Annotated in this window: 13 protein-coding genes and 1 riboswitch; of the genes, 4 read left to right on the forward strand and 9 right to left on the reverse strand. The window is 72.9% G+C overall.

All coding sequences use genetic code 11. The features are described from left to right. A partial coding sequence (locus RYN42_RS17145; RefSeq protein WP_315098019.1) for a hypothetical protein occupies positions 1–476 on the reverse strand: 476 nt, incomplete at its 3' end. Between the two features lie 475 nt (positions 477–951). Between RYN42_RS17145 and RYN42_RS17150 the strand changes: the two genes are divergently transcribed. Continuing rightward, complete coding sequence (locus RYN42_RS17150; RefSeq protein ID WP_315098020.1) at positions 952–1,542, forward strand: hypothetical protein; 591 nt, start codon at positions 952–954, stop codon at positions 1,540–1,542. Between the two features lie 3 nt (positions 1,543–1,545). Here the strand turns inward: RYN42_RS17150 and RYN42_RS17155 are convergent, their stop codons facing one another. The 4 genes from RYN42_RS17155 to glyA all read right to left on the reverse strand — a co-directional run bounded on the left by RYN42_RS17155 (position 1,546) and on the right by glyA (position 5,108). After that, positions 1,546–2,358 carry an exodeoxyribonuclease III gene (locus tag RYN42_RS17155; protein ID WP_315098021.1) on the reverse strand — a complete coding sequence of 271 codons (813 nt, stop codon included), beginning with the start codon at positions 2,356–2,358 and terminating at the stop codon, positions 1,546–1,548. 36 nt (positions 2,359–2,394) lie between these two features. Beyond that, positions 2,395–2,874: a VOC family protein gene (locus RYN42_RS17160; RefSeq protein WP_315098022.1), complete on the reverse strand. Its 480-nt coding sequence runs from the start codon at positions 2,872–2,874 to the stop codon at positions 2,395–2,397. Between the two features lie 69 nt (positions 2,875–2,943). After that, positions 2,944–3,825 carry a bifunctional methylenetetrahydrofolate dehydrogenase/methenyltetrahydrofolate cyclohydrolase gene (locus tag RYN42_RS17165; protein ID WP_315098023.1) on the reverse strand — a complete coding sequence of 294 codons (882 nt, stop codon included), beginning with the start codon at positions 3,823–3,825 and terminating at the stop codon, positions 2,944–2,946. After that, the gene (glyA, locus tag RYN42_RS17170) at positions 3,825–5,108 is read right to left on the reverse strand and encodes a serine hydroxymethyltransferase (RefSeq protein WP_315098024.1); all 1,284 of its coding nucleotides are present in this window, start codon (positions 5,106–5,108) and stop codon (positions 3,825–3,827) included. The genes RYN42_RS17165 and glyA overlap by 1 nt, the downstream gene beginning before the upstream one ends. A 69-nt stretch (positions 5,109–5,177) precedes the next feature. Then, positions 5,178–5,268, reverse strand: a riboswitch (ZMP/ZTP riboswitch). Between the two features lie 143 nt (positions 5,269–5,411). Between glyA and RYN42_RS17175 the strand changes: the two genes are divergently transcribed. Continuing rightward, on the forward strand, positions 5,412–6,056 hold the full coding sequence (locus RYN42_RS17175; RefSeq protein WP_315098025.1) for a hypothetical protein: 645 nt from the start codon (positions 5,412–5,414) through the stop codon (positions 6,054–6,056). A 17-nt stretch (positions 6,057–6,073) separates the two neighbouring features. Here the strand turns inward: RYN42_RS17175 and RYN42_RS17180 are convergent, their stop codons facing one another. Then, positions 6,074–6,568 carry a GNAT family N-acetyltransferase gene (locus RYN42_RS17180; RefSeq protein ID WP_315098026.1) on the reverse strand — a complete coding sequence of 165 codons (495 nt, stop codon included), beginning with the start codon at positions 6,566–6,568 and terminating at the stop codon, positions 6,074–6,076. A gap of 48 nt (positions 6,569–6,616) precedes the next feature. Between RYN42_RS17180 and purU the strand changes: the two genes are divergently transcribed. Further along, positions 6,617–7,480, forward strand: a complete 864-nt coding sequence (gene purU / locus RYN42_RS17185) for a formyltetrahydrofolate deformylase (RefSeq protein WP_315098027.1) — start codon at positions 6,617–6,619, stop codon at positions 7,478–7,480. A 48-nt stretch (positions 7,481–7,528) separates the two neighbouring features. Beyond that, positions 7,529–8,863: a PHB depolymerase family esterase gene (locus RYN42_RS17190; RefSeq protein ID WP_315098028.1), complete on the forward strand. Its 1,335-nt coding sequence runs from the start codon at positions 7,529–7,531 to the stop codon at positions 8,861–8,863. Between the two features lie 116 nt (positions 8,864–8,979). On the opposite strand, the gene RYN42_RS17195 is transcribed toward RYN42_RS17190, so the two are convergent. Genes RYN42_RS17195 through RYN42_RS17205 form a run of 3 tightly spaced genes read right to left on the reverse strand, consistent with a single transcriptional unit; the run spans position 8,980 to position 11,959 of the window. Further along, positions 8,980–10,146: an ABC transporter permease subunit gene (locus tag RYN42_RS17195; RefSeq protein WP_315098029.1), complete on the reverse strand. Its 1,167-nt coding sequence runs from the start codon at positions 10,144–10,146 to the stop codon at positions 8,980–8,982. Then, positions 10,143–10,874 carry an ATP-binding cassette domain-containing protein gene (locus RYN42_RS17200; protein ID WP_315098030.1) on the reverse strand — a complete coding sequence of 244 codons (732 nt, stop codon included), beginning with the start codon at positions 10,872–10,874 and terminating at the stop codon, positions 10,143–10,145. The genes RYN42_RS17195 and RYN42_RS17200 overlap by 4 nt, the downstream gene beginning before the upstream one ends. Continuing rightward, a complete protein-coding gene (locus RYN42_RS17205; RefSeq protein ID WP_315098031.1) occupies positions 10,871–11,959 on the reverse strand; it encodes a substrate-binding domain-containing protein in 1,089 nt (362 codons plus the stop codon). Before RYN42_RS17205 ends, RYN42_RS17200 begins: the two co-directional genes overlap by 4 nt. Between the last annotated feature and the right edge of the window lie 125 nt (positions 11,960–12,084).

The following is a 12,084-nucleotide window of genomic DNA, read 5'->3' on the forward strand; positions in this document are numbered from 1 at the left end:
CCCTCGCCCAGCAGCATCGCGACGCTCAGGCCGGCCACCGTGACGGTCGCCCAGACCGGCGACGGCGAGCCGGCACCCCTCGAGACGAGCAGCACCGCGACGACGCCGGCGGCTCCGGCGGCCACGGAGATCGGGCGCTGCCGCGTGACGCCGAGCGCGACGACGACGACGCCGAGCGGCACGTAGGCCGGCCCGGGCGCGTGCCCGAGGGCGACGAACGCGGTGGGACCACTGACGGCCAGCAACGCACCGACGACCGCGAGGACACCTCCGCGCACCACCAGCACCACCGCCGCCGGCGCCAGCACCAGCAGGAGTGCGGAGAGGGCGTCGAACGGGCGCCCCTGCGGGTTCCACCGGTTCGCACCGGCGGCCCCGACGAGGGTGACCAGCGCGAGGAACGCGGCGGGGATCGCGACCCACGACGAGCGCGCGCCCCACGGCGACCCCGTCCAGTGGGCCGGTGCCGGGGTCATCGGACCACCGTAACGAGGCGCGGCCGGCGCGCGCGTCCTCCGGGTGGAGTGACGCACCCGCTCCTCCGGGAGCACGCAGGTGTCTGCGACGTGGTCGACGCGCGATATGCCAGACAGGCGCATGGGCTCGCGCTACGTTCGAGCCCCGCTCGCCGACGATCCACGGGAGACGCCGCATGTCGCACCGCCGTGTCGCCGTGGTCGTCGCCGCGGCCCTCGCGGTGCTCGTCGCCGGCTGCTCGTCGCCGGCTCCCGCCCCCTCGACCGGCGAGCCGTCCCCGAGCCCCACCACCCGGACCCCCGTCCGCACCCCCCGCCCACCCGGGCCGCTGTGGAGCTACCTCGAGCAGGTCAACGCCGACTCGGACGCGCGCAAGGCTGCGCTGCACCGGCAGTCGGAGGACCTCATCGCGGCCTGCATGGCCGACGAGGGGTTCAAGTACTGGCCGCGGGAGAACGCCGTCGAGTGGGACGAGTGGGAGCAGTACACGCTGGAGTACGCCAGCAGTACGGCTACGGCTCGATCTCCCGCACGCCGCCGGCGCCCGAGCCGTCCGGGTCGGAGCGCAAGAACGAGGAGTTCGTGCAGTCGCTCTCCGCGAACGCCAGGATGGCGTACGACCGGGCGATGGTGGACATGAGCGACATGGACCACCCGGGCCGGTGCGCGGAGGACGCGCGGGCTGCCGTCTACCAGGAGAACAACTGGCAGGAGGACCCCGCGTTCGCCGACCTGTACGCCGTGTTCGAGGCCTGGATCTTCGAGATGCTCGAGGACCCCCGGATGACCGAGGCCGCCACTGCGTGGTCCGCGTGCATGGCTGAGGCCGGCTACGACGTGGCCACCCCCGACGACGCTCAGATGAGCACCTCCAACGGGGAGATCACCCCGGAGTCGGACCAGCAGGAGATCGCCACCGCGGTCGCCGACCTCACCTGCCAGCTGGAGACGGACTACCAGACCTCGATGCTCGCGGCGCAGCACGCCATGGAGCAGGAGTTCGTCGACCTGCACCGCGAGCAGCTGGAGGCGCTGGTGGACGCGCACGCCCTCGAGCAGGACTGAGTCTCAGAGGTCGTACTCGACCACCAGGGGCGCATGGTCGGAGAACCGCTCCGCGTAGGTCGGCGCGCGGTCCACTGTCGCCCGCACAGCGGCGTCGGCCAGGTCCGGCGTCGCCAGCTGGTAGTCGATGCGCCAGCCGGCGTCGTTGTCGAACGCCTGCCCGCGCCAGGACCACCACGTGAACGGCCCCGGTCCCTCCCCACCCAGCTCGCGGCCCAGGTCGCGCCAGCCGAGGTCGTCGAACCAGCGGTCGAGGTACGCGCGCTCGCGGGGCAGGAACCCGGCGCTCTTGAGGTTGCCCTTCCAGTTCCGGATGTCGACCTCGCGGTGCGCGATGTTGACGTCACCGGCCACGACGGCGTAGCCACCCTGCTCGGCGATGTCCGCGAGCCGCGCGGTGACGTGGTCGAGAAACGCGTACTTCTCGTCCATCGACGGCGTGCCGACCGTCGCGGAGTGCAGGTACGTGGACACGACGGTGACGGTCCGCGCCGGCGCGCCCTCGTGCGCGGGCAGCTCCAGGTCGGCCTCCACCCACCGGCCGGAGTCGCTGGTCACGCCGGTCTTCAGGCCGATCCGGACGGCCGTCATCGGCAGCCTGCTCGCGATCGCGACGCCCGCACGGCCCTTGGTCTCGCTGGCCTCGTGCGCCAGGTCCCACTCCCCGGCCGGCAGGTGGTCCGCCAGGATCTCGTCCGACGCCCGCACCTCCTGCAGGAGCACCACGTCCGGCTTGCGGGCCTCCAGCCAGGCACCCATCCCCCGCTTGTACGCGGCCCGGATGCCGTTGACGTTCACGCTCGCGATGGTCAGCACCGGACCATCCAACCCCACGGCACGGACAGGCTGGACCTACTCCCCGCGGTACGCCCGCTCGAGGCCCTCGACGTCCAGCTTGGTCATGGTCAACATGGCCGCCATCGCGCGAGCGACCCCCTCGGGGTCCGGCCGGGACATGACGTCCTCCAGCTGCGCAGGGGTCACCTGCCACGACACGCCGAACTTGTCGACGAGCCAGCCGCACTGGCTCGGCCGGCCGCCGTCCGCCGTCAGGGTCTCCCAGAAGTGGTCGACCTCCGCCTGGTCCTCGCAGTCCAGGACGAACGAGAACGCCTCGTCCAGCGCGAACGCGGGGCCGCCGTTGAGGAACGTGGCGGGCATGCCGTCGAGCGTCAGCTCGACGAAGAACTCCGCCCCCTCGACGACGCCGGGGGTGCCCGGCGGGGCGGTCACGACGGACTGGATCGTCGTGTTCGGGATGACCTCGGCGTAGAACCGAGCGGCCTCGACGGCCTGGTCGTCGAACCAGAGGTGCGGACGGACGATGCCCATGACGGTGCTCCCTCCGACGGCCGCGGCCGGCCGTCCCAAGGACAGCCTGGCCCCGACCACCGACAGCTGTCAGCCCAGGAGGCGCTCGGCCGTCTCCACGACATTGGTGAGCAGCATCGCGCGCGTCATCGGACCGACCCCGCCAGGGTTCGGCGACACCCAGGACGCGACCTCGCGCACACCGGGGTTGACGTCCCCGACCACCCGGCTCTTGCCCGTCTCCGGGTCCGTCGACCGCGAGACACCGACGTCGATGACGACGGCACCCGGCTTGACGATGTCCGCCGTGATGATCCCCGGCACCCCGGCGGCCGCGATGACGACGTCGGCGTTGCGGGTGTGCTCCGCGAGGTCCTCGGTGCCGGTGTGCGTGAGCGTGACGGTCGCGTTGATCTCCCGGCGCGTGAGCAGCAGACCGATCGACCGCCCGACGGTGACCCCGCGGCCGACGATGACGACGTCCGCGCCGCGCAGGTCGATGTCGTGCCGGAGCAGCAGGTCCACGATGCCCCGCGGGGTGCAGGGCAGCGGAGACGTGACCGGCTCGTTGACCCGCAGGACCAGGCGGCCCAGGTTGGTCGGGTGCAGGCCGTCGGCGTCCTTGTCGGGGTCGATCAGCTCGAGCACGCGGTTGGTGTCGATGCCCTTCGGCAGCGGCAGCTGGACGATGAACCCCGTGCACTCCGGGTCCTCGTTCAACCGCGTCACGGCGGCCTCGATCTCGTCCTGCGACGCCGTGGCCGGCAGGTCCTCACGGAGGGACGCGATGCCCACCTCCGCGCAGTCCTTGTGCTTGCCGGCCACGTACCAGCGCGACCCGGGGTCGTCGCCGACGAGCAGGGTGCCCAGGCCGGGCCGCACGCCGCGCGCGGCGAGCGCCGCCACCCGCTCCGTCAGCTCGGCCTTGATCCGGGCCGCCGTCGCGGTCCCGTCCAGGATCCGGGCCGTCATCAGTACTGCTGCAGGTCGGAGTACAGCGGGAACGCGTCGGTGAGCTTGAGCACCCTGGCCTTGAGCGCGTCGAGGTCGGTCGACGCGCCGTTGATCAGGGCGGTCGCGATGATGTCCGCGACCTCCGTGAACTCCGCGTCGCCGAAGCCGCGCGTGGCGAGCGCGGGCGTGCCGATGCGCAGGCCGGAGGTGACGCGCGGGGGGCGCGGGTCGAAGGGCACCGCGTTGCGGTTCACCGTGATGCCGGCCGAGTGCAGGAGGTCCTCGGCCTGCTGACCGTCGAGGTCGGAGTGCCGCAGGTCGACGAGCACCAGGTGCACGTCGGTGCCACCGGTGAGCACGGAGACGCCGGCCGCGGCCACGTCGGGCGCGGAGAGACGCTCCGCGATGAGCCGGGCGCCGTCGAGGGTCCGCTGCTGGCGGTCCTTGAACTCCTCGGTGGCCGCCACCTTGAACGCGACGGCCTTGGCGGCGATCACGTGCATGAGCGGACCGCCCTGCTGGCCCGGGAACACGGCCGAGTCGATCTTCTTGGCGTACTCCTCGCGGCTCAGGATGAAGCCCGAGCGGGGGCCGCCGATCGTCTTGTGCACCGTGGAGGACACGACGTCGGAGTGCGGCACCGGGTTCGGGTGCAGGCCCGCGGCGACCAGGCCGGCGAAGTGCGCCATGTCGACCCAGAGCTTGGCACCGACCTCGTCGGCGATGGAGCGGAACGCCGCGAAGTCGAGCTGGCGCGGGTACGCGGACCAGCCGCCGATGATCACGTCGGGGCGCTGCTCCAGGGCCTTCTCGCGCACCACGTCCATGTCCACCAGGAACGTCTGCGGGTCCACGCCGTAGGCGCCGACCTGGTAGAGCTTGCCGGAGAAGTTGATCTTCATGCCGTGCGTGAGGTGGCCGCCGTGCGCGAGCTCCAGGCCGAGGATCTTGTCACCGGCGTTGATCAGCGCGTGCAGGACCGCGGCGTTGGCCGTCGCGCCCGAGTGCGGCTGGACGTTCGCGTGGTCCGCGCCGAACAGCGCCTTGGCGCGGGCGATCGCGATGTTCTCCGCGATGTCGACCTGCTCGCAGCCGCCGTAGTACCGGCGGCCGGGGTACCCCTCGGCGTACTTGTTGGTGAGCACGGAGCCCTGCGCCTGCAGGACCGCACGCGGCACGAAGTTCTCGCTCGCGATCATCTCGAGCGTGCCCTGCTGGCGGGCGAGCTCACCGTCGAGGACGGCGGCGATCTCGGGGTCCAGCTCGGAGATGTTCTGGTCGAGGATCGGGGTGTTGCTCATGGCACTCCCTGGCAGTCAGCGCGCACGGTGTCGGGCACCGCGCACTCGGTGGGTGGACCGGTGTGGGTGACCGGGGGCCCAGGCGTCCGACCCATGGTCTGCTGCTGCTGCGTCGCTCCCCGGTGGTGCCCCACCCGTTTCGCCAGTCGCGACGGGCACAGGGTAGCAAGCCGAACGCCGTGCGGGGAGCGGTCGGCCTGTGGGCGGCTCGACGGGTGCGTGTGCACAGCCCCCGACGCGACGGGCGCGTGCTCCCTACCTTTCCCGCGACGGCACCCGCCGCCCGCCCATTGAGGAGGACGCATGACCGATCCCTACGTGACCGGCACCGCCGACCACACCTTCATGCCGCCGCCTCGCCCGAGCTCTGCGCGGCCGCGGCGGTGGTTGCTGACGGTGCTCGCCGCCGCCACGGCGCTGACCGCCGTCATCGCGGTGGCCGGCCACAGTTCCGAACCCCCCGACGACCGTGCGACGGCGCCCGTCGTCATCGACGGCACGGAACCGGTCCAGCTCGACGGCGCGCTCGTGAGGACCAGGTGCTTCAGCTACCGCATGCCCGAGGGGCTCGCGCTCAGCGGAAGCTCCGCGGGCTGTGCGACGGCGGTCGGCGTGGGCGAGGACGACATCTCGGAGATCCAGGTCCGTATGCAGGCAGGCAGCGGCGGCGACGTCGACGAGGTCGCCACCGAGGTGCGCGCGGCACTGGTCGAGGTCGGCACCTTCGACGTCGACACCGTGAGGACGGGCGGCCGGGACGCGGTCAGGATCCGTGGCGTCGACGGCTGGGGTCTGCGCCGCACGTCGTACGTGGTCCCTCTGCCTGAGGGCGTGTTCTCGCAGGACGGCGTCGCCCTGGACAGCATCTGGCTGACGAGCCCCGTGAGCCCGGAGTTCGACGCCTGGGTGGCGACCGTCCTCGACTCCCTCGAGGTCCCCGGCGACTGAGCCGGGGACCGGTGCCGTCAGATGCTCGGTTCGGCGTCGCCCAGGATCTTGCGCAGGTACGCGTACGTCAGGTCCCCCGCGGTCTGGTCGTGCTGGTGCTCGTACCCGTGCTTGGTGTAGAGCGCGAGGTTCTGCACCGAGTCACGGCCGGTGAACACCCAGACCTCCTCGATGCCCTCGGGCAGGTGCGGCAGGATCGCCATGAGCATCTGGGTGCCGAACCCCTGGCCCTGCAGGTCGGGGGCCACGGCGAACCGGCCGAGCGTCGCCTTGGAGCCCTCGACGAGCACGCGGATCGACCCCACCAGGCGGTGCCCGTACCAGCCCCCCAGCGTGATGACGCCCTCGCGCTGCAGGTCGGACTCGAGCTCGGCGAGCGTCTGCGTGAGCGGCGGGATGTGCGGGTCGCCGTACTGCTGCGCCTCGGTGACGAACGCGGCGCGCCGCAGCGTGAGCAGCTCGCCTGCGTCGTCGAGGGTCACCGAGCGGATGTCGAGGGCGGGCTGGCTCATGCGGCCCATCGTGTCAGCCGATCCGCACGACCACTACTCTCGGACACCGTGTCCCCCGTCTCGCCTGTCGCAACTCACTGGGTCCTGACCCTCTCCTGCCCCGACCGCCCCGGGATCGTGCACGCGGTCGCGGGCCTGCTGGCCGAGCACGGGGGGAACATCACCGAGTCGCAGCAGTTCGGTGACCCGCTGTCCGGGCTGTTCTTCATGCGCGTGCAGGTCACGGCGTCCACGCCTCGCGACGAGCTGGAGGCCGCGTTCGCGCCGGTGGCGCAGCAGTTCGCCATGGACTGGTCGCTCGACGTCGTGGGCCGGCCCGTCCGCACGCTCGTCATGGGCTCGACCGCCGCGCACTGCCTGAACGACCTCGCGTTCCGCCAGCGCTCCGAGAACCTGCCGATCGAGCTGGTCGCGGTCGTGTCCAACCACACGGTGCTCGAGCCGCTCGCCGACTTCTACGGCATCCCGTTCCACCACGTGCCGGTGACCGGCGCGACCAAGGCACAGGCCGAGGCGCGGCTGCTGCAGCTGGTGGAGGAGCTCGACGTCGAGCTGGTGGTGCTGGCGCGGTACATGCAGATCCTGTCCGACGACCTGTGCCGGGCGCTGCAGGGGCGCGTGATCAACATCCACCACTCGTTCCTGCCCTCGTTCAAGGGCGCCCGCCCCTACGCGCAGGCGCACGACCGGGGCGTCAAGCTCATCGGCGCCACCGCGCACTACGTGACCGGCGACCTCGACGAGGGGCCGATCATCGAGCAGGACGTCGAGCGCGTCGACCACACCCGGCACGTCGAGGACCTGGTCGCCCTGGGGCAGGACGTCGAGCGCCGGGCGCTGTCGCGGGCGGTCCGCTGGCACGCCGAGCACCGTGTGCTGCTCGACGGCCACCGGACCATCGTCTTCCGCTAAACGCTTCGTGCCCTGACCGGGCGGCACGTGGTCGGGCACGCTCCGGGCATGAAGCCCTCTGTGCGTCGAGCCCTCGCGGCTGCCACCACCCTCGCCCTCGGCGTCGTCGGACTCGCGGCCGCCGCCCTCACCACGGCGCCCGCCGCGCAGGCCGCCTCGCTGGTGACCGTCTCCAGCTTCGGCAGCAACCCCGGCGGGCTGGGCATGAGCCTGTTCGTGCCGGACTCGCTGCCGGCCAAGCCCGCGGTGCTCGTGGTCGTGCACTGGTGCACGGGATCGGCGCAGGCCATCTACGACGGCGGGCAGTTCGACGAGCTGGCCACCCGGTACGGCTACATCGTCGTCTACCCGCAGGCCAACCGGAGCGGCAGCTGCTTCGACGTGAGCTCGGCGCAGGCGCTCACGCACGGCGGCGCCAGCGACCCCGCGAGCATCGTGTCGATGGTCCAGCACGTGCAGCAGCGGTACGCCACCGACACCAGCCGCGTGTTCGTCACCGGGGTCTCGTCGGGCGCGATGATGACCGAGGTCCTGCTGGCCACGTACCCCGACGTGTTCGCCGCGGGGTCGGCGTTCGCGGGCGTGCCGGCCACCTGCTTCTCCACGACGTCGCCCCCGCCCGGCACCACGTCGCAGGCACCCTGGAACAGCGACTGCTCCGGCGGCCGCCGCGTGCTGACCGGTCAGCAGTGGGGTGACCTCGCACGGGCCGCGTACCCGGGCTACACGGGACCGCGGCCGCGCGTGCAGCTCTGGCACGGGTCCGAGGACACGACGCTCAGCTACGTGAACTTCGGCGAGGCGATCAAGCAGTGGACCAACGTGCTCGGCGTGAGCGCGACGCCGGCGTCGACCGACTCCCCCGCCGCCGGCCATACCCGCACGCGGTACGGCGCCACGGGCGACCGGGCGCCCGTCGAGGCGATCAGCCTGCAGGGCGTCGGGCACGGCCTGCCGGTCGACGCCGCCGCGGCCATCCACTTCTTCGGCCTGGACGCGACGAGCACCCCGTCCCCGACGACGCCCGCACCCACCACCCCGGCACCCACCACGCCGGCGCCCACCCCCTCAGGTGCCTGCACGGTCACGTACGCCGTGAACCAGTGGAACACCGGCTTCACCGCGAACATCACCGTGCGGTCGGCGGTCGCGCTCTCCGGGTGGACGCTCACCTGGACGTACCCGTCGGGTCAGACCGTGACGCAGGCGTGGAGCTCGGTGACCACCCAGTCCGGCTCGGTGGTCACCGCGAAGAACGCGGCATGGAACGGCAGCATCCCGGCGGGCGGCTCGACGCAGCTCGGACTCAACGGCGCGCACTCGGGCACCAACACGGCGCCGACGAACTTCGCCCTGAACGGCACCCCCTGCGCCCGCGCGTGACCCGAGGAAGGTGAAGGATCCGGCCCGATTCGGGCCGGATCCTTCACCTTCGTCCTCCGGAGGGGCGGCGCGGGAGGGGTCGGGAGGGGCGGCGCCGGAGGGCCGGGGGGCGGCGGTCAGGCCTCGCGGACCCGGCGCTGGAGCGCGTCGATGGTCACCGCGACGGCCAGCACGAGGCCGGTCACCACGAGCCGGGCGTACTGGTCGAGGTTGAGCAGGGTCAGACCGGTCGAGATCGACTGCACCACCAGGATCCCGGCGAGGGCCGACCAGGCCGAGCCGCGCCCGCCGAACAAGCTGGTCCCGCCGATGACCGCGGCCGCGATGGCGGTGAGGTTGGTGTCCCCCGCGCCGCTGCCCTGGTTCGCGGCGGCGAGCCGTCCGACGGCCAGCACCCCGCCGAGGGCGGCCAGCGTGGAGCACGCGACGAAGACGGACACGAACACCCGGCGCACCGGCACACCGGCCTTGCGCGCGGCCTCCGCGTCCCCGCCGACGGCGCGCACGAACCGGCCCCAGCGCGTGCGGCGCAGCACCAGGTCGGTGAGCGCGACCAGCCCCACGAACAGCGCGAACACCGCGCCGACTCCCCGGTTGGTGCCCAGGTAGGCGACCGCGACCGACAGCACGGCGGCGAGCGCGGCGACCCGGGACACCACCTGCCACAGCGGAGCGACGGGCAGCTCGGCACGCAGGCGGCGCACCCGGTCCGTGACGCGCCCGGCGGCGTACGCCACGACGACCAGCGCCACGATCAGCCACGACGTCACGGGCGCGAGGAACGCGGTCTGGCAGAACCGCACCAGCCACCACTCGAACGGGAGGTTCACCGACCCGGTGGGGCCCAGCACGCGCATCTGCAGCCCGGTGACCGCCAGCAGGCCGGCCAGCGTGAACACGAAGCTGGGCACCGCCAGGCGGGTGTGCAGCGCCGCGTAGACCGACCCGACCAGCACGCCGACCGCGAGCGCCGCCAGCACCGCGAGCCACAGCGGCCAGCCCAGCTGCACGGAGCCCACCGCGACGACGGCGGCGGCCAGCCCCGAGACCGCGCCGACCGACAGGTCGATCTGCCCCACGTGCAGCGTGAGCACGACGCCGAGCGCGATGACCCCCGTCGCGGCGGACTGCTGCGTCAGGTTGACCAGGTTGTCGCTGGACAGGAAGTGCGGGTTGAGCGCCTGGAACACCAGCCAGATGAGGACGAGCACCACGGCGACCGGCAGCACGCCGAGGTCGCCGGTCCGCAGGCGCTGCCACGCCGTGGCGCCGAGCGCGCTCATCGCTGGATCCCCGTCACGGCCGCGAGGAGCTCCTCGTAGCTGGTGCGCGCGGCGTCGAACTCCCCGTTGACCCGGCCGAGCCGCAGCACGACGATCCGGTCGGCGACGGCCTGCACGTCCGCCAGCGAGTGGCTGGTCAGGACCACGCCGTGGCCCCGCTCGCGCAGGCGCTCGACCAGCGTGAGGAACTCGGCGGTCTGCCGCAGACCCAGGGCGGCCGTGGGCTCGTCGAGGACGATGACGCGGGGGTCGCCCAGCAGCGAGCGGGCGATCGCGACGGCCTGCCGCTGGCCGCCGGACAGCGCCGCGACGGGCACCCGGACCGACGGCACGGGGGCGGCGAGCTGGCTGAGCAGCTCCCACGCGTGCTTCTCCATGGTCACCTCGTCGAGCAGCAGCCCGCGTGCGGCCTCGTGCCCGAGATACAGGTTCTCGACCACGTCGAGGTTGGCGCACAGGGCCAGGTCCTGGAACACCGCGGCGATGCCCAGCCCGCGCGCGACCGAGGGGTCCGACAGCGTCACCAGCTGGTCGTCGACGAGCACCTCGCCCTTGTCCGGCACGAGCGCGCCCGTCAGGGTCCCGACGAGGGTCGACTTGCCGGCTCCGTTGTCCCCGATCACAGCGACCACCTCGTGGGCGTGCACCTGGAGGTCGACGTCGACCAGCGCGCGGGCGGCGCCGTAGCTCTTGGACACCCCCCGGAGCGCGAGGACCGGCGCGGTCACGGCGCACCCCCGTCGAGCAGGCCCGCGTCGGCGCAGGCGTCGGTGTAGGGAGCCACGCAGATCTCCTCGGTGGTGTAGACGCCGCCGTCGACGACGACGCGGCGCAGGTTGTCCAGGGTGACGGGCACCGGGCTGAGCAGCAGCGCCGGCACGCCCTGCACGCGGGCGGTGGTGACCGGCACCTCGCCACGCAGCACCCGGACGGCCAGCTCCGCGGCGGTGCGAGCCTGCTCGCTGATCGCCTTGTAGACGGTCATGGACTGGTCCCCGGAGACGATCCGCTGGATGGCCGCCAGCTCGGCGTCCTGGCCGGTCACGGGCGGGACGGGGTCGAGCCCCGCCGCCTTCATGGCCGAGATCGCACCCCCGGCGGTCCCGTCGTTGGCCGCGTACACGGCGTCCACCCGCCCGGCGTACTGGGTGAGCTGACCGGTCACCCACTCCTGGGCCTTGTCGGGGCTCCAGTCGGGGGTGTCGTAGGACGCCAGGACCTCGATCGGCGCCCCCTCGAACGCGTCCTGCACACCGGCCTCGAGCGCCGCCGAGTTCGGGTCGGTCGCAGCGCCGTTGACCAGCAGGACGCCCTGGGGGGGCTCGTCGGGGCCGGTGCGCCCCACGGCCAGCTCGCGGACGAGCGCCTCGCCCTGCAGCCGCCCGATCCGGCGGCTGTCGAACGAGACGTAGTAGTCGAGGTCGGCACCGGCGATGAACCGGTCGTACGCGATGACCGGGACCCCGCGGCGGTGGGCCTGCCCGACGATGCTCACCGCGGCGGCGGCGTCGACCGCGTCGAGCACCAGGACGCCCGCGCCCTGCGTCAGCGCGGACTCCGCCTGCTGCTGCTGCGCGGCGGCGTCCTGGTCGGCGTTGGCGTAGACCACGGTGCACTCCGGACACCGGTCGCGCACCACCTTCTCGAACTCCGGCCGGTCCTCGGCCTCGTACCGCGCGGTCTTCGACTCCGGGAGCAGCAGGGCGATCACCCGGTCCGACGGCACGGTCGTCGTCGGCGCGGCCGCGCAGCCCGACAGTGCCGTGCCGCAGGCGAGGACACAGGCCAGGACGACCCTCAGGGCGCGGTTCACGCGACCACCGCCCCGGCGCCGGCGATCGTGACCTGGTCCAGCGCCACGGCCAGCGCGCCCCGGACCTCGGCCGCGGCGCCGAGCGCGGCGCCGACCACCAGCACCGGTCCCGCCGTGCTGGGGAC

It is taken from the genome of uncultured Cellulomonas sp., assembly GCF_963527515.1.
In the GTDB taxonomy this organism is placed as follows: Bacteria; Actinomycetota; Actinomycetes; order Actinomycetales; family Cellulomonadaceae; genus Cellulomonas.

What these genes read in the sequence shown, in the direction of transcription:
- RYN42_RS17165 (WP_315098023.1), bottom strand. Translation starts at nt 3,825, where the DNA reads ATGACGGCCCGGATCCTGGACGGGACCGCGACGGCGGCCCGGATCAAG.
- RYN42_RS17190 (WP_315098028.1), top strand. Translation starts at nt 7,529, where the DNA reads ATGAAGCCCTCTGTGCGTCGAGCCCTCGCGGCTGCCACCACCCTCGCC.
- RYN42_RS17195 (WP_315098029.1), bottom strand. Translation starts at nt 10,146, where the DNA reads ATGAGCGCGCTCGGCGCCACGGCGTGGCAGCGCCTGCGGACCGGCGAC.
- RYN42_RS17175 (WP_315098025.1), top strand. Translation starts at nt 5,412, where the DNA reads ATGACCGATCCCTACGTGACCGGCACCGCCGACCACACCTTCATGCCG.
- RYN42_RS17160 (WP_315098022.1), bottom strand. Translation starts at nt 2,874, where the DNA reads ATGGGCATCGTCCGTCCGCACCTCTGGTTCGACGACCAGGCCGTCGAG.
- glyA (WP_315098024.1), bottom strand. Translation starts at nt 5,108, where the DNA reads ATGAGCAACACCCCGATCCTCGACCAGAACATCTCCGAGCTGGACCCC.
- RYN42_RS17180 (WP_315098026.1), bottom strand. Translation starts at nt 6,568, where the DNA reads ATGAGCCAGCCCGCCCTCGACATCCGCTCGGTGACCCTCGACGACGCA.